General features: G+C 32.9%; 16 protein-coding genes. 11 read left to right on the top strand and 5 right to left on the bottom strand.

Going from position 1 to position 17,257, the window contains the following annotated elements; all coding sequences use genetic code 11:
* Positions 1–93 precede the first annotated feature (93 nt).
* Genes guaB through H6589_06720 form a run of 5 tightly spaced genes read left to right on the top strand, consistent with a single transcriptional unit; the run spans position 94 to position 6,814 of the window.
* A complete protein-coding gene (gene guaB / locus H6589_06740) occupies positions 94–1,569 on the top strand; it encodes an IMP dehydrogenase (protein ID MCB9174287.1) in 1,476 nt (491 codons plus the stop codon).
* 34 nt (positions 1,570–1,603) lie between these two features.
* Positions 1,604–3,586 carry a peptidylprolyl isomerase gene (locus tag H6589_06735; GenBank protein MCB9174286.1) on the top strand — a complete coding sequence of 661 codons (1,983 nt, stop codon included), beginning with the start codon at positions 1,604–1,606 and terminating at the stop codon, positions 3,584–3,586.
* A gap of 4 nt (positions 3,587–3,590) precedes the next feature.
* Positions 3,591–4,469 (top strand): hypothetical protein, encoded by an 879-nt coding sequence (locus H6589_06730; GenBank protein ID MCB9174285.1) that lies wholly within the window; start codon positions 3,591–3,593, stop codon positions 4,467–4,469.
* On the top strand, positions 4,444–5,805 hold the full coding sequence (locus tag H6589_06725) for a peptidylprolyl isomerase (GenBank protein MCB9174284.1): 1,362 nt from the start codon (positions 4,444–4,446) through the stop codon (positions 5,803–5,805). The genes H6589_06730 and H6589_06725 overlap by 26 nt, the downstream gene beginning before the upstream one ends.
* 37 nt (positions 5,806–5,842) lie before the next feature.
* Positions 5,843–6,814 (top strand): MoxR family ATPase, encoded by a 972-nt coding sequence (locus H6589_06720; GenBank protein ID MCB9174283.1) that lies wholly within the window; start codon positions 5,843–5,845, stop codon positions 6,812–6,814.
* A 68-nt stretch (positions 6,815–6,882) separates the two neighbouring features.
* Here the strand turns inward: H6589_06720 and prfB are convergent.
* Positions 6,883–7,969 (bottom strand): peptide chain release factor 2 gene (gene prfB, locus H6589_06715; protein MCB9174282.1). Its coding sequence is split into 2 segments (ribosomal slippage): positions 6,883–7,905 and positions 7,907–7,969, totalling 1,086 coding nucleotides; the frame shifts between segments, so codons are not numbered across the junction.
* A gap of 81 nt (positions 7,970–8,050) precedes the next feature.
* Here prfB and H6589_06710 point away from each other — a divergent pair.
* Both H6589_06710 and H6589_06705 read left to right on the top strand, forming a co-directional pair.
* Positions 8,051–8,599 carry a cob(I)yrinic acid a,c-diamide adenosyltransferase gene (locus H6589_06710; GenBank protein MCB9174281.1) on the top strand — a complete coding sequence of 183 codons (549 nt, stop codon included), beginning with the start codon at positions 8,051–8,053 and terminating at the stop codon, positions 8,597–8,599.
* Between the two features lie 155 nt (positions 8,600–8,754).
* A complete protein-coding gene (locus H6589_06705) occupies positions 8,755–8,976 on the top strand; it encodes a DUF2795 domain-containing protein (GenBank protein MCB9174280.1) in 222 nt (73 codons plus the stop codon).
* A 252-nt stretch (positions 8,977–9,228) separates the two neighbouring features.
* Here H6589_06705 and H6589_06700 read toward each other — a convergent pair whose 3' ends face one another.
* Both H6589_06700 and rpoN read right to left on the bottom strand, forming a co-directional pair.
* On the bottom strand, positions 9,229–9,846 hold the full coding sequence (locus tag H6589_06700) for a PAP2 family protein (GenBank protein ID MCB9174279.1): 618 nt from the start codon (positions 9,844–9,846) through the stop codon (positions 9,229–9,231).
* A gap of 1 nt (position 9,847) precedes the next feature.
* Positions 9,848–11,314: an RNA polymerase factor sigma-54 gene (rpoN, locus tag H6589_06695; GenBank protein ID MCB9174278.1), complete on the bottom strand. Its 1,467-nt coding sequence runs from the start codon at positions 11,312–11,314 to the stop codon at positions 9,848–9,850.
* 220 nt (positions 11,315–11,534) lie between these two features.
* On the opposite strand from rpoN, the gene H6589_06690 reads away from it, so the two are divergent.
* From H6589_06690 to H6589_06675, 4 genes are all read left to right on the top strand, one after another.
* Positions 11,535–12,239 (top strand): hypothetical protein, encoded by a 705-nt coding sequence (locus H6589_06690; GenBank protein ID MCB9174277.1) that lies wholly within the window; start codon positions 11,535–11,537, stop codon positions 12,237–12,239.
* A 22-nt stretch (positions 12,240–12,261) separates the two neighbouring features.
* Complete coding sequence (locus H6589_06685) at positions 12,262–13,302, top strand: histidine kinase (GenBank protein ID MCB9174276.1); 1,041 nt, start codon at positions 12,262–12,264, stop codon at positions 13,300–13,302.
* Positions 13,302–14,033, top strand: coding sequence for a LytTR family transcriptional regulator DNA-binding domain-containing protein (locus tag H6589_06680; protein ID MCB9174275.1), 732 nt, complete (start codon positions 13,302–13,304; stop codon positions 14,031–14,033). The genes H6589_06685 and H6589_06680 overlap by 1 nt, the downstream gene beginning before the upstream one ends.
* A 160-nt stretch (positions 14,034–14,193) precedes the next feature.
* Entirely contained in the window at positions 14,194–15,483 is a 1,290-nt protein-coding gene (locus H6589_06675; GenBank protein ID MCB9174274.1) for a T9SS type A sorting domain-containing protein, read from the top strand.
* A gap of 26 nt (positions 15,484–15,509) precedes the next feature.
* Here H6589_06675 and H6589_06670 read toward each other — a convergent pair whose 3' ends face one another.
* Together H6589_06670 and H6589_06665 are read right to left on the bottom strand one after the other, a co-directional pair.
* The gene (locus H6589_06670; protein MCB9174273.1) at positions 15,510–16,139 is read right to left on the bottom strand and encodes a DUF4145 domain-containing protein; all 630 of its coding nucleotides are present in this window, start codon (positions 16,137–16,139) and stop codon (positions 15,510–15,512) included.
* Positions 16,140–16,360: 221 nt separating this feature from the next.
* Complete coding sequence (locus H6589_06665; GenBank protein ID MCB9174272.1) at positions 16,361–17,218, bottom strand: DUF2911 domain-containing protein; 858 nt, start codon at positions 17,216–17,218, stop codon at positions 16,361–16,363.
* Positions 17,219–17,257 lie beyond the last annotated feature (39 nt).

Below are 17,257 nucleotides of genomic sequence, written 5' to 3'. Positions count from 1 at the left end.
ATGTTAACCATTTTATTTATTTGATTAACAAATTTTAACACCGCAAAATCAACAAATTTTAGTACTTTCGCCACAATTTCATTTCTTAAAAATATGTTTGATTTTTCTAGCAAAGTAATAGGTGAGGGATTAACTTACGACGACATTTTAATGGTGCCTGCGTATTCTGAAGTTTTACCTCGTGAAGTTGATATTACTACCAATTTCACAAAAAATATAAAACTTAAAATCCCTGTGGTTTCTGCTGCAATGGATACTGTTACTGAATCAAAGTTGGCTATTGCTATTGCTCAAGAGGGAGGAATAGGTGTGTTACACAAAAACATGACCATAGAACAGCAGGCGGATAAAGTTAGAAAAGTAAAGCGTTCGGAAAGCGGAATGATTAAAGACCCCGTTACAATGCCAGTAAATTCAACAGTAAATGATGCGTTGAATTTAATGAAAGAGCATAAAATTGGAGGTATTCCTGTGGTTGACCAAAATAATAGTTTGGTTGGAATTGTTACCAATAGAGATTTAAGATTTCAGAAAGATGTAACTCGACCTATAAAAGAGGTGATGACTATCGAAAATATTATTACTGCAAAAGAAGGTACTGATTTAGATAAAGCACGTGAAATTCTTCAAGAATTTAAAATTGAAAAGTTACCTGTAGTCGATGATAATAATCGATTGAAAGGGTTAATAACATATAAAGACATTACTAAAGTTCAACTAAAACCAAATGCTTGTAAAGATGAATTTGGTAGATTGCGTGTAGCTGCAGCAGTAGGTGTTACTGGAGATGTAATGGACAGAGTGGATGCATTATTTAATGCTGGTGTAGATGCTATTATTATTGATACAGCTCATGGACATTCAAAAGGTGTAATTGAAACCTTAAAAAAAGTAAAAGCTGCTTATCCAACGCTTCAAGTGGTGGTGGGTAATATTGCTACTGCAGAAGCTGCAAAAGCTTTAGTTGAAGCTGGTGCTGATGGTGTTAAAGTTGGAATCGGGCCAGGATCAATATGTACTACTCGTATCATTGCAGGTGTTGGTGTTCCTCAATTATCGGCAGTTATGATGGTTGCTGAAGGTTTAAAAGGCACTGGAGTGCCCATGATTGCAGATGGAGGAATCCGTTTTACAGGAGATATTGTTAAAGCATTATCTGCTGGAGCCGATTCAATTATGGCAGGTTCTTTGTTTGCAGGTGTAGATGAATCTCCGGGTGAGACTATAATATATGAAGGAAGAAAGTTTAAAGCATACCGAGGAATGGGTTCAATAGAAGCCATGCAACAAGGTTCTAAAGATCGTTATTTTCAAGATGCTGAAGATGATATTAAAAAATTGGTTCCAGAGGGAATCTCAGGAAGAGTACCTTACAAAGGACATTTAAGTGAAGTTATTTACCAAATGGTAGGTGGTTTAAAAGCTGGTATGGGTTATTGTGGAGCAAGAAACATGGAAGCTTTAAAAGGTGCTAAATTTATCAGAATTACTCATTCTGGTATTAACGAGAGTCATCCTCATAACATAACCATTACAAGAGAAGCACCAAATTATTCAACAAGATCATAAAAATTAGTTAATCAAAAAACATAAAAGATAAAACATGAAAAAGATTGGATTAGTTACGTTATTACTTTCAGCAGTATTGGTGTCTAAAGCACAGCAAACTGACCCTGTTTTATTAAAAATTGACAATAAAGCAGTTACTTTATCGGAATTTGACGCTATTTTTAAAAAGAACAATACCAAGGAAACCGTTATTACTGAAGAATCGGTAAACGAATATTTAGATTTGTATATCAAGTTTAAGCTAAAAGTTAGAGAAGCTGAAAACTTGGGATTGGATACTTCTGCAAGTTTTAAAAGTGAATTGGAAGGATATCGTAAACAATTAATTCAACCATATTTAACTGATAGAGAAGTTTCTGAAGCATTAATTGAGGAAGCTTACGAAAGAATGAAGTATGATGTAAATGCAAGTCATATTTTAATAAATGTTGATGAAAACGCTTTACCAAAAGATACGTTGATTGCCTACAACCAAATTTTAAAAATTAGAGATAGGATTTTAAAAGGTGAAGATTTTGGAACGGTTGCAGTTGAAACGTCTAACGATCCTTCATCAAAAACCAACAAAGGAAATCTGGGTTATTTTAATGCTTTACACATGGTTTATCCATTTGAATCGGCAGCTTATAATTTAAAAGTTGGCGATATTTCAATGCCAGTTAGAACGCGTTTTGGTTACCACATTATTAAATTAAACGATAAAAGAGCTGCTAGAGGAACTATCAAAGTTGCTCATATTATGATTCAAGGGAGTAAAGATTTAGATGAGGAAACCCTAAAAAATAAAAAACAAAAAATTGATGAAATTTATGCTAAGTTGTTGACTGACAAAACACAATTTGGTGAATTAGCACAACAATTTTCTGATGATAAAGGTTCTGCTGCTCGTAATGGAGAGCTGCCTCCTTTTGGAACAGGTAAAATGGTGCCAGAGTTTGAAGAGGCTGCTTATACGTTGAAAAATGATGGGGATCTTTCTGAACCCATACAAACGAGCTATGGTTGGCATATTATAAAACGATTGGAGTTAACACCTTTAGATTCGTATGAAAATATGTACAATACCATAAAATCTAAAGTAAGTAGAGATTCTCGTTCGAATAAAACTCAAGAGGCAGTAATTAATAAAATTAAAGCTGAAAATGCTTTTAAAGAATATATTGCTAAAAGAGATGAATTTTATAAATTGGTAAATGCAGATGAGTTTGCTAAAGGAGAATGGACTGCCGATAAAGCTAAAAAGTTAAATAAAGTAATGTTTGGTTTTTATGCAAAAGATGGTCAGAAATTAGAATACACACAAACTGATTTTGCTAAACTAATAGAAGAAAACAAACCAAAAGCTAAACCGAATACTGAAGTGAATGTGGTGGCAGAAATCAATCGTTTATATAAATCAGTATTAGAAGAAAAAGCTTTAGCATTTAAAGAAGAAAGATTGCCTAAAACAAATATCGAATACAAATTGTTGTATCAAGAGTATCGCGATGGAATTTTATTGTTCAACTTAACCGACCAAAAAGTATGGTCGAAAGCCATTGCTGATACGGCTGGTTTAGAAGAGTTCTTTAAAACAAACCAATCGAAATACATGTGGAACAAACGTGCAGAAGCAACGGTTTATAAATGTAGCGATGAGGCAACTGCAACTCAAGTAGAAAAGGTATTGAATAAAAAATCAAAAACTCCAATAACTAATGACGAGTTGTTAAAAATGTTCAACAAAGAAAGCCAATTAACATTAACCATAAACGAAGGTAAATTTGAGAAGGGAGAAAATGCTTCGGTTGATGCTAACGAATGGATTAAAGGAAAATTGTATAAAGTTAAATCGGCTAAAGGTGTTGATTTAGTTAGAATTACCAATGTATTAGAAGCAGAGCCTAAAAAGTTAAACGAAGTTAAAGGCTTGGTTACATCTGATTATCAAAATTTCTTAGAAAAAGAGTGGGTGGCAGAGTTGAAAGCAAAATATAAAGTTGAAGTGGATAAAGAAGTGTTAAAGCAGGTTAAATAATTTAATGTTAAAAAGGTTCAAATACATTGTTGGTTTTGTTCTTTTTGGGCTAATTGTTTCGTGCGATTATTTCAATAAAATTGAGGTTGAAGATAATGCTGTTGCGAGGGTTGGAACTATTTTTCTTAACCAGTCAGATGTTGCTGATATAATACCAAAAGATGCTTCTAAAGAAGACAGTTTGTTGATTGCAAATAATTTTATCCAAAATTGGATTAAGGAGCAATTGGTATTAGAAAAAGCAGAACTAAATTTAAAGGATGAGCAACGTGACTTTGAGAAACAAATCCAAGATTATAGAAAAACATTATTGATTTACTCGTACGAAAATCAATTGATAACAGAAATTTTAGATACCAATGTGAGTAATGATGAAATTGCAGCATATTATCAAGACAACCATCAAGTTTTTGTACTTAAAAATGACATTGTAAAAGTACGTTATTTAAAGGTTTCTAAAAACGCACCGAACTTAAAAAAAATTCGAAAATACTATACGTCAAAAGACAGCGTTGAATTAAATAAATTAAAAGAATTGGCTCATCAGTATGCTGAACAATTTCATTTTAACGACAACGAATGGATACAGCTAAATGAAATTAGAAAAGAGGTGCCAAACGCAACAAATATTGATGGTAATTTTTTAAGAAACAATAAAAGTGTAGTATTGGAAGATTCTTTGTCCATGCACTTTATTCATTTTATTGATTTCAAATTGGAAAAAGAAGTGTCGCCGTTAAGTTTTGAAACGGACAACATCAAGAGTATGATTATCAATAAAAGAAAATTAAAACTATTAAATCAAGTAAAAAATGATTTATACGAACAAGCATTAAATAAGAAAGACATCGAAATATATGATACAAAAATTAAAAGCAATTAAATATTGGTTAGTATTCGTTTTACTAACCACTAATCTTAGCTTAATTGCTCAAGAAGGTACTGTTGTAGATGGTATTATTGCTGTAGTTGGCGATAAAATCATTTTAAAGTCGGAGTTGGAAAATCAGCTCGTTTCTTTAAAGTCTCAAGGAATAATCATAGATAACGAAAGCAAGTGTCAGATTATGGAGGAACTGTTGTATCAAAAATTATTACTTCATCATGCCGTTATTGATAGTGTTTCGGTAACCGATGCACAGGTTGATGGAGAAATGAATAGAAGACTTAATTATTTTATTTCTCAAATTGGTTCAGAAAAAAAATTGGAGCAGTATTATAAAAAACCAATCAAGGAAATTAAGGATGAGTTGAGAGATATTGTACAAGAGCAATTAATTGGACAAATGATGCAATCTTCAATTACTTCTGGAGTAAAAGTAACACCTAAAGAAGTTAAAGATTTTTTTAACTCGTTGCCAGAAGATAGTATCCCCATGATTAATTCGGAAATTGAAGTTGCTCAAATATTAATTAATGCAAAACAAGGTAAAGATGCTCGTGAAATTGCTCGTGACCGCTTGAATACCATTCGTGAAAGAATTATAAAAGGAGAACAGTTTTCTACGTTAGCTGTGTTGTATTCTGAGGATGAAGGCTCTGCAAAAAAAGGTGGAGAGCTTGGATTTATGGGGCGAGCCGATTTAGTGCCTGAATTTTCAGTAGCAGCTTTTAAATTAAAAAACTCAACAACAGTAACAGAAATTGTAGAATCTCAATTTGGATTTCATATTATTCAGTTGATTGAACGTCGAGGTCAGAAAATGAATTGTCGTCATATTTTAATTAAAATTAAAGACGATGAAGAAGAAATTAAGAAAGCAAAAGTTTTAGCCGATAGTGTATACAATTTAATTTTTACCGATACGCTTTCATTTGGGCAGTTGGCTTTAAAATATTCTAACGATGATAAAACCAAAAAGAGTGATGGAGTTATGGTGAATCCACAAACCGGAACAGCAGTTTTTGAAATTGACCAAGTTGACCCTCAAATTTATTACATTGTTGAAAACATGAAAGCAGGAGAAATATCAAAACCTGTTCCAGCTGAATCGTTTGATGGTAAAAAAGGTTACCGAATTTTAAAGTTAATAAGTAAAACTGATCCTCACAAAGCTAGTTTTGAAACAGATTATGCCAAAATTCAAGAAGCTGCTTTATCTACAAAACATAACGAAGCAACAAATAAATGGATAAAAACAAAATTAGCTTCTACTTATGTTAAGATAGAAGATGAATACAAAAATTGTGAATTTCAAAATAACTGGACCAATCAATAACTTTTTGTAATTTTAATCACCTAATTATCTAAAATAAATGGCAGAAAACCAATACAAATCGGAAGTTGAAGCATTAGATGCTTTTGTGGTTAAATACAATGAGTTAACCAAAGAAATATCTAAGGTAATTGTTGGACAAGACGAAGTAATTAAAAAAGTGTTGATTTCTATTTTTAGCCGCGGGCATTGTTTGTTGGTTGGTGTTCCTGGTTTGGCAAAAACTTTATTGATTAATACCATTTCTGATTCGTTGGGATTAAAGTTTAATCGTATTCAGTTTACCCCCGATTTAATGCCATCTGACATTATTGGTTCTGAAATTTTAGATGAAAACAAAAACTTTAAATTTATAAAAGGACCATTGTTTGCTAATATTATTTTAGCTGATGAGATTAACCGTACTCCTCCTAAAACGCAATCGGCTTTATTAGAGGCAATGCAAGAAAAAACGGTTACTGCTGCTGGTCATCAATATAAATTAGAACACCCATTTTTTGTGTTGGCTACTCAAAACCCAATCGAACAAGAAGGAACATATCCATTACCAGAAGCTCAATTGGATAGGTTTATGTTTAATATTTGGGTAGATTATCCATTATACTTAGAGGAATTGGCTATAGTAAAAAGTACAACAGTAGATTCAACCTCTCAATTAAATAAAATTATGAATGCTGAGGAAATTGTTTATTTCCAAAATCTTATTCGTAAAATTCCGGTAACCGATAATGTAATAGAATATGCGGTTAAATTAGCATCTAGCACTCGTGCAGGAAGCGAATATGCCAATACAATGGTTAACGATTATTTAAGTTGGGGAGCGGGACCAAGAGCTTCACAATATTTAGTAATAGGAGCAAAGTGCCATGCTGCCATAAATGGCAAATACTCTCCAGACATTGAAGATGTAAAAGCAGTTGCAGAACCAATACTCCGTCATCGTATTGTAAGAAATTACAAAGCCGAAGCTGATGGGTATTCTATCGAAAAAATTATTGAGAGTTTACTTTAAACATTCTTTTTGTCCGTTCGAGTAGGTTTAATGGAGTGGTAACAGAATTAAATCGTATCGAGAATTTTTTACACATTACTAAATTCCATCAAATAAGCCTTTAAGAAGCCATCTAAATCGCCATCTAGTACTTTGTCAGGGTCGTTTACTGTAAAGCCTGTTCTGTGGTCTTTAACGCGCCTGTCGTCCAATACGTAACTTCTTATTTGAGAACCCCATTCAATTTTCTTTTTGTCGGCTTCAATTTCACTACGAGCTTCCAATTTTTTACGCATCTCTATTTCGTAAAGCTGCGATTTTAACAATTGCATGGCTTTTTCTCTGTTTTGCAACTGGGAACGTGTTTCGGAATTGGTAATCATAATTCCTGTTGGTAAATGTCGTAGCAACACTTTGGTTTCAACCTTGTTTACATTTTGACCACCAGCTCCACCCGAACGAGCAAAATCCCAAGTAATATCAGCAGGATTAATGTTTATTTCTATGCTTTCATCAATTAATGGGTAAATGTAAACCGATGAAAAGGATGTCATACGTTTGCCTTGTGAGTTGAATGGGCTAACACGAACTAGTCGATGCACGCCATTTTCACCTTTAAGGTAGCCAAAAGCAAATTCTCCTTCAATTTCCATGGTAACCGTTTTTATTCCAGCAACATCACCATCCTGAAAATCGAGTATTTTTATTTTGTAGCCATTTTTTTCTGCCCACATGGTGTACATTCGGTAAAGCATCGACGACCAATCACAACTTTCGGTACCACCTGCACCAGCAGTTATTTGTAAAACAGCACTTAAAGCATCTTCTTCAGCACTCAACATGTTTTTAAACTCTAAATCTTCAATTTGGGCTAAAGCTAAATCATATTGTTGTTGAACTTCTTCTTCGGTAGCGCCTTCTTCCTTATAAAAATCATAAAGTACAGTCAAATCATCTACCAAAGAGGCTACTTGCTGGTAACCATCGGTCCATACTTTAATGTTTCGTACTACTTTAAGTTGTTTTTCAGCTTCTTTTGGGTCGTCCCAAAAATTAGGGTCTTGAGTTTTTTGATTCTCTTCTTCTAACTGAATTAATTTGGCATCAACGTCAAAGGTACCCCCTCAACGCAGCCAGGCGATTCACTAGTTCTTTTACTTGTTCGTTTGTAATCATATGGCAAAATTACACTTTAGAGCGCTATGGTTAGCGATTAAATGAATATTTTTGAATAGATTTATTTTAGATGATACTGCTATGAAAATATATACGAAAACAGGCGACAAAGGGACTACTTCTTTATTTGGTGGGAAAAGAGTGTCCAAACACCATATTAGAATAGAGTCTTATGGTACAGTAGATGAGTTAAACTCATACATTGGGCTTATTCGTGACCAAAAAATTGATAAAAACACTTTTGATGTTTTAATTGAAATTCAAGATAGACTTTTTACCTTGGGTTCAATGTTAGCCACAGAGCCTGGAAACGAAAAAGTAAAAGTGCCTCAATTGTTTGAAGAAGATATTACTTTGCTAGAAAACGAAATTGATAAAATGAACGAGGTTTTGCCTGAAATGCGTTCGTTTGTATTACCTGGTGGTCATCCAACCGTTTCTTATTGTCACATTGCACGTTGTGTTTGCCGAAGAGCTGAGAGACTTACTGTTCACTTATCTGAATTGGAAGATGTTTCAGCACTTGTAGTTAAATACTTGAACAGATTATCCGATTATTTATTTGTTTTATCCCGTAAACTTACTCAAGATAATAAGGCAAATGAAATACCTTGGAAAGCCCGTATGTAGGCTGATTTTTAACTTTTATTGAAGTTATTAACAATTGTGAATATTTTAGTGTTGCAAGTGTGAACAAAAAATCTATTTTTGCGTAAATCTTAAGCAGACCGAAATTAATAGGCTGGATAAGAAATAAAGTATTAATTTTTTAAATAAATTAAATTATGTATTGGACGTTAGAACTTGCATCTCACCTAGAAGACGCACCTTGGCCTGCTACTAAAGATGAGTTGATAGATTTCGCTATAAGAACAGGATCACCTTTAGAAGTTGTTGAAAATTTACAAGAATTAGAAGACGAAGGCGAAACTTTTGACAGTATTGAAGAGATTTGGCCAGATTATCCGAGTAAAGAAGATTTTTTCTTTAATGAGGATGAGTATTGAAAAATTAACATCATAAATATGAAAAGCTCTACCTTGGTAGGGCTTTTTTTATGGAGTTATTTATTTTTCGTCTTACACCATTATTTTTACCACATAGAAACATCGTATTTTACATATCCACTACAACCATTTTTAGCCAAACAGTAGATGTTTCTCCGATATATCGGAGAATGCTATGATTGGTTTATGTATTCTTTAGATTGTATAACCTATGTTACTATGTGGTTATTTTTTTATCTAATTAATCGAATATTAAAAATAGATAGAAAAAACCTGACAAAAAATACCAAGAAAGAAACCTGCAACCAATTGGAGAGGATCGTGTGCATTTAAGATTAATCGCGAAGAGGCTACTAAACCACTAATTAAAATAGCTAAGGCAATAAATGGAATTAAATTAACACTTAGCAAAAATGATATTGCAATTAATGCACCTGTTAATCCTCCCATACCAGTCATGTGGGCACTTATTTTCCATCTTAAATTAATAATAAAGGCAAGTATTACAGATACTAATGCTCCTATCATAAAATTAAAAATGATGGGTGGAATAGGTGCTTTTAACATCATGTAAATGGTAAAAAAGTAAAAAACGATGGTAAAACCATAAGGTAAAATTCGCTCTTTGGTTGTTTCCATTTCTACCGATTTAATATAACCACGATTAAGTAATAGTAAGGTCATTAACGATGGGATAATAAAAGTGCTTAATCCTACCAGAATAGTTACCGCTTTTTTTAGTTCGAAAGGTATGGCAAAGTTTACATACGAGTTGGTGTTGAAAATAATCATCATTCCTAAGGTTGGAATAATTAAAGGATGAAAAATGTACGAGAAAATTTTTGCTATTGTTTTATACTGTTCGTTCATGTTACAATTCTTTTCTCATTCTAGCAACGGGTATGTTTAATTGCTCACGATATTTTGCAACAGTTCTTCGGGCAATGTTATACCCTTTGTCGTTTAATAATTTCGATAATTTATCGTCGGTTAAAGGTCTTTTTTTGTTTTCATCTTCAATTGCATCTTGTAAAATTTTCTTCACTTCTCTACTCGAAACTTCTTCGCCACTATCGGTACTTAACGACTCAGAAAAGAATGTTTTTAGTAAAAAAGTACCGTAAGGAGTTTGAACATACTTGCTGTTTACTACTCTCGAAACAGTTGAAATATCCATGTTTATTTCTTCTGCAATGTCTTTCAAAATCATGGGGTTTATTTTGGTTTCGTCGCCTTCCAAGAAGTAATCCTTTTGATACTGAATAATCGCTTCCATAGTTAGCATTAAGGTGTCGTGTCGTTGCTTAATGGCATCAATAAACCACTTGGCAGAATCTAACTTTTGCTTAACAAACATCAAGGCATCCTTTTGAGATTTGCTTGGCTTTTCTTTTGAATCTTTATAACCTTGCATCATGTCAGAATACTCACGGCTAACCTTTAATTCAGGTGCATTACGGCTGTTCAATTGCACATCAATAACACCATCGTATACGTTTAAAATAAAATCGGGAATAATGTGTTGAACTACTTTTAACGATTCACTTAACGAATTGCCTGGTTTTGGGTTTAGCTTTAATATTTCATCAATCACTTCTTTTAAATCTTCTTCAGAAATATTCAAGCGCTCAATTATTTTATCATAGTGCTTTTTGGTAAACTCATCAAAGTACTTTTCTAAAATTTCTTTAGCGTTTAGCAGTACCAACGAATGTCCTTTTTTACGTTTTATCTGCAACAACAAACATTCTTGTAAAGTTTCGGCACCAACACCTGGTGGGTCGAATTGTTGTATAATTTTTAAAATGCTTTTTAAGTGAGGTAAATCGGTAATAATGTTTTGTGTAAAGGCTAAATCATCTACTATTGAGTTTAAATCTCTACGCAAATAACCTGAATCGTCTAAACTTCCAATTAAATGATGCGCAATCTCGTAATCTTCTTCATCAAAATCAAATAGGGTAAGTTGTGCTTCTAGCAATTCGTGAAAAGTTGCACCTCCACTTAATGGGATTTGTCTGTCTTCATCATCAGCACTGTGGTTGTTGGTGTTTAGTTTGTACGATGGGGTTTCGTCGTCGTTAATGTAATCGTCAAAATTAAATTCTTTTTCTGCTTCTGTAGGTTCTTCTTTGTCGTAATCATCATCTTGGTCGTAACCAAAATCTTCTTCCAATTCATCTTCGTTGCCTTCTTCTAAAGCAGGATTACTTTCCATCTCTTCCTTAATACGTTGTTCTAAGGCAATGGTAGGCAGTTGCAACAGTTTCATTAACTGAATTTGCTGTGGCGAAAGTTTCTGTTGTAGTTTAAAGCTTAACGATTGTTTTAACGACATGTGATTATCTTTTTTATACCCTATAAAATTAACAATACTTGTATTAAAGTCAAGGTTAAAATTTAAATTGTTTATTATTCGATAATAACATATTCAAAACAACTCAGTTCAAACTGAAAAAGCACACTTTACCGAAAATTTACTACCAGTTACCTAATAGTTATTTCATAAGTAAAATGTCTGACATACTTTTGGTCTATAAATTTTAAAACTTAAAATAATGGAACCAACAGAAAAAAAATACGAATACAAAAGCAAAAAGAGATCATTAGTAGGAATCATTTTTATAATTGTCGGAGCAGTATTAATTGCAAAAAAACTAAATGTTATACCTGCTAGTATTAGCCATATCATTATTTCATGGCAAATGTTACTTATTGTTATAGGAACAATAAATATTTACACCAAGCAAAATTTTCGTTCAGGATTAATTTTAATCACAATAGGAACTTTTTTTATTCTTCCTAAAATGTTTGACATTCCTTTTGAAGTTAAAAACATGTTTTGGCCAGCCATATTTATTGCCATCGGTTTAGTAATGATTACTGCAAGAAACAGGCATAATTTCCCTAAAAAAATGGGCTCTTCAGAAAATTTTATTGATTTGTTAACATTTATGGGCGGAGGAAAAAGAAAGATAACTTCCGAAAATTTTATTGGCGGTAAAGTAACCAGTATTTTTGGAGGAAGCGAATTGGATTTAACTTCAGCAAATATTATTGAAAAAGAGTGTGTTGTTGATGTGTTTACCATGTTTGGTGGGTTAGAAGTTATTGTACCAAACGATTGGGATGTTCGTGTTGATGTAACCTCAATTTTTGGAGGTTTTGATGATAAAAGAAACGTGGTTGGTAGCGACTCAAGTAAAGTATTGATAATAAAAGGAGTAAATATTTTTGGTGGTGGAGAAGTAAAAAGTTATTAATTTCTGCTACTTTTAAATACTTATGTTAAACCCAATAACCAGCAACAAAAAGTACTTATTAAATTATGCAGCAGTGTGGTTCATTATTATTGGAGCACACTTTGCTGTTTTACATTGGTATTATCATATTTCGATAAAAATTGCAATTGTAGATAGCTTGTTGTTCAACATTTTTTTTGCTTTTTTAGGAATCAGCTTATGGTATGTAGTTCGATACAATAAAACGAGTAAAAATTTTGTTGCACTTTTTGCCAGTCACCTTGTATCATCATTAATAATTATTGGCTTATGGTTAATTAGTGGCTACTTAATTTTAAAATATGCTGTTTCTGACGATTTTTATTTATTGTTTTTAGAAGGTTCATTTCCTTGGCGGATTATAAGTGGCATTTTTTACTATTTAGCATTTATTCTAGTATATTATGTGGTTGTATTTTACCAAGATAATCAAGAACGAATAAAACAAGAGTTTAAACTTAAAACCGTACTTAAAGAAGTAGAATTGAGTGCCTTAAAAAATCAAATTAACCCACATTTTTTGTTCAATAGTTTGAACTCGATAAGTTCCTTAACCATAACTAGCCCCGAAAAAGCTCAAGACATGATTATAAAACTTTCTGAGTATTTACGCTATGCATTAAGCAATGAAAATGAGCAAGTAACCACTATGGGTATGGAGTTAGATAACATCAAATTGTATTTAGAAATTGAAAAAATAAGGTTTGGAAAGCGTTTAGATTTTAAACTAAACATTAACAATAATTATTTAACAGCTAAAGTTCCAGCAATGATATTACAACCAATTTTTGAGAATGCTATAAAACATGGTGTTTATGAAAGTGTTGAACCTATTGCTATAGTTATGGATACAAAGATTGAAGATAATACCTTGTTTATTACAGTTGTAAACGATTATGATGCATCAGCAAAACAAACAAAAGGAGAAGGTATTGGACTTAAAAATATTCAAGAACGATTGTTTTTAATATATAGAAAGCGTGATTTATTAACTACAGAAAAAAGCCAACATTTATTTAAGCTTAACATAAAAATCCCTCAATAATGACAAAGCTAAAAGCAATTATAATTGAAGATGAGCCATTGGCAAGAGATTTAATTAAAAATTTTTTGAGTTCAGAAAAAGATATTGAACTAATTGGAGAATTTGATAATGGTTTTTCGGGTTTAAAAGCCATTAATGAGTTAAAACCAGATATCGTTTTTTTAGATGTGCAAATGCCTAAACTAACAGGTATAGAATTACTAGAATTGTTGGATGAATATCCAAAAATAATATTTACCACTGCTTATGACGAATTTGCTATCAAGGCATTTGAATTAAATGCGGTTGATTATTTATTAAAGCCATTTTCTAAAGAACGGTTTAAACAAGCTTTAAGTAAGGTTGGTACTAAAACATCAAATAATATCGAGCAATTAAAAAACCATGTATTAAAATCTACTGCAATAAATAAAATTGTGGTAAAATCATCTAATAATGTTGTGGTTATTCCAATTAATGATATTATTTATTTCGAATCAGAAGATGATTATGTGATGATTTATACTCGTACAGGTAAACATTTAAAGCATATTACAATGAAGGTTTTAGAAGAACAGTTAGATGCTTCAAAGTTTGTTCGAATACATCGTTCTTTTATTATTAATGTAGATGAATTAACAAAAATTGAAAAATTTGGAAAAGACAATTACCAAGTCATTTTAAATGGAAATATTAAGTTAAGTGTTAGTAGGTTGAGGTACCAAGAATTAAAACAGTTTTTAAATTTATAATGAGTTAAAAACACGTGAAACGAGTTAAAATAAACAAAAACAATGTGCTTTGTTAAATAACCTTCCCATTTAAACTTTTTATTTGCCACTGGTAAAAATGATGCTAGATAAAATTCATTTTTATTTATTTTAGCCAAACTAAAACTTAAACAAGTTGATTATGAAAAAATTATCTATTGCTGTAATGGCTTTAATAGTGGTAATGAGTACAACTTTTGCTCAAACACTTGAAAAATGTGGTACCATGCACAACCACAATAAAATGTTAGAAAACAATCCTTCTTTAGCTATAAGTAGATTTCAAGCGGAGCAACTTGCTAAAAACTGGTTAAACAACAATCCAACAGCTAAAAAAACAGTGGCAACTATACCAGTAGTGTTTCATGTGGTTTACAATCCTTCTATTCCTGCACAAAATGTTCCTGATTCTATTATTTATTCGCAATTGCGTGTAATGAACGAAGATTACCGACGAACAAACCCTGATACCGTTAACACCAGAGCAGAATTTGACTCATTGGCTGCCGATGTTGAAATCCAATTTTGTTTAGCCAATGTTGACCCTCTTGGTAATTTTACCACAGGTATAAATAGAGTTACAACAACTGCTAACGATTTTTCTTTTTCACCTTTTGATAATAAAGTAAAAAGTGATACTACTGGTGGTGTTAATCCTTGGCCTGCTTCCGATTATTTAAATATTTGGGTGTGTGATATGTATTTTAATGGCTCTCCTTTGGTTCTGGGTTATGCTCAATTTCCGGGCGACAATCCTTTAACTGATGGTTTGGTGTTAACTTACCAACATACTGGTTACCGACCTTGGGATGCTGCCGCCGACCCAGCCAATTTAGGAAGAACAGCCAGCCACGAAATAGGACACTATTTTGGATTACGACACATTTGGGGTGATGGCGATTGCGATTCTACCGATTATGTTTATGATACACCTAATGCAGCCGCAGCTTCGCAACAAATTTGTACCTTAACCAACAATACCTGTGATGATGCTTTAGAGCCTTTTTGGAACGGTTACGACCCGCCAGATATGTTAGAAAACTACATGGATTACTCTACCGATGCTTGTATGAACATGTTTACCAAGGGGCAAAAAGACAGAATGTGGTCGTTTTTAAATACGGCGAGGGTTTCGTTGTTATCATCAAACAAATGTGGGGGTACAGCCATAAGCGAAATTTTACCATCTGCATCGTTAATTGTTTACCCCAACCCTGCGAGTACCGGTGTTACTTTAGAGTGGCCGGGCGAATACAATTTTGAAAAATTAGAGGTGTTGGATGTGGTGGGTAAAGTAATGTTGACTAAAAACATTACCAACGTTTATGCAAAATATGTGTTAAACACCACCGATTTAACCAACGGTATTTATTTTGTACGATTAACAGATGATACAAAAACCACCACCAAAAAAATATTGATTTCGAAGTAACGCCAAACCGATGTTATGCACAGTTTTTATTTTTTATCTCTGTCTTTTATTGCCCCAACTTTGTCCGCAGGTAGTGCTTTATAAATGCCACTAACTTTTTTGGGTAATGCAATCATGTATTCAACAATAATATTTGTAAGTTCAAAAAGTTGTCCAACAGTTTGAGGGTTATCTGTGTCAATTTTTCCCGGATGAACAGCGTCATTTCCAGTTACCCGAACAATATCTAAAGACTGTTGAACGATTTCTGGAAGTCCCTTTTTCACTAAACTAGCAATGTCTGTATTAATGTTTTTCCCAGGTTCTCCGAGTTCGTTGCATAATACCTGTATTCCAAGTCGCAAAAGAGCTGCTGCACCTCTTGGGGATTTCATATGGATTGCCGATGCTTCAGTGTATAATTTTTTTACACTTTCTGGCATTTCGGGATTTGGGAAAGGAGCGTTTCCGTTGTCAGGATAATACATTGTTGTCATTACCCACAAAGTATTCTTTTGGCAATGTTGGCATGTCCCGACTCGTAATGGATTATAGTCGTTGTTATGTGGATGTTGATTGCCACTCCAATTTCTTACCCACCAGTCTTGCATTGAAATTGTCCCACAATGCGGACATGTGAAGGAACGTGATAATACTGTTGGTTCAATGTATTTCATTGTTTGTCATTTAAAATTGTACATAACTTATTTATATGTATGACTTAATCATACATATCTACCTATTTTAGTAGAGATAGATATGATAAAAGTAAATAATTCGTCATATCTATCTTGTATCAAATATAAACTAAATCTTTATTAAATACTTGGTATGGTTTAAAAACAAAAAAAGAGGCAGCCAATTGACTCCCCCTTTTTTGTTATTATAAATAAAAATATTACTTTTTACCTTGTAATTCTTTAATCAATTTTTCGTTGTTGGCAACGTATCCAAAATCACCATCTTTGTTTTCCTTAGCCATTTTCATTGATTTTTCGGCAGCAGCAATGGCTTCCTTGTTTTTACCCATTTTAGCTAAAATTTGTGCTTGTTGGTGTATATACCAAAATGCTTCAGGTCGTTTTTCAACCGCTTTGTTCATCCACGTAAGTGCTTGTGTCAGGTCTTTTCCGTTTTCTAAATAAAAACGTGCAGCAGCAGCATAAGAACCTGCACTTGGTCCGTCAATCAGTTGTGTCTTAATTTGTTTTTCTACCTGCTCGGTAGCATTGGTTTCAATTTGGAAAGCCACCATGGTATTTTCCCATTTCAAGTACATTTTAGCACCACCAAAAGTAAAATCGCTAAAATCGATGGTAAGGGTTTCTATTTTATCGTTCAATTTGCTTGCTTTTACATTAAAACGAGCAACATCTTCTTCTTCTTTGTAACCAGCAGTTCCCCACAAAGTCAAGTTTTTATTAAACACTATCGTCCATTCGTCTTTTCCAGGAATGGTAAACAACGAATATTCTCCTGCAGGTATTCCTGTTCCGTTTATTTTTACTGCATCGCTAAATTTGACTTTAGTTGTAGCGTTAGCACCTGTTCTCCACAATACATCGTATTTTTCTAAATCGCCAAAAATTACACGGTCTTTAACCCCTGGTCTAGAGTAAGTTACTTCCACATCGGTTAAACCCACTTTTTGTTTAATGGTAGCCGTTGGGCTAGGTTGTGGCGATTCAATTTGAGCAAATATGCTTGTTGTAGCTACTAAAGCAGCAGCAACTAAAATAGTTTTTACATTTTTCATAATTTCATTTTTAAGTTAGGTGTGCAAAAATAACGAATG

The organism is Flavobacteriales bacterium (assembly GCA_020635795.1).
In the GTDB taxonomy this organism is placed as follows: domain Bacteria; phylum Bacteroidota; class Bacteroidia; order Flavobacteriales_E; family Vicingaceae; genus Vicingus.
The sequence above is the reverse complement of the archived record's forward strand: the minus strand, read 5'-3'. Positions and strand labels throughout refer to the sequence as shown.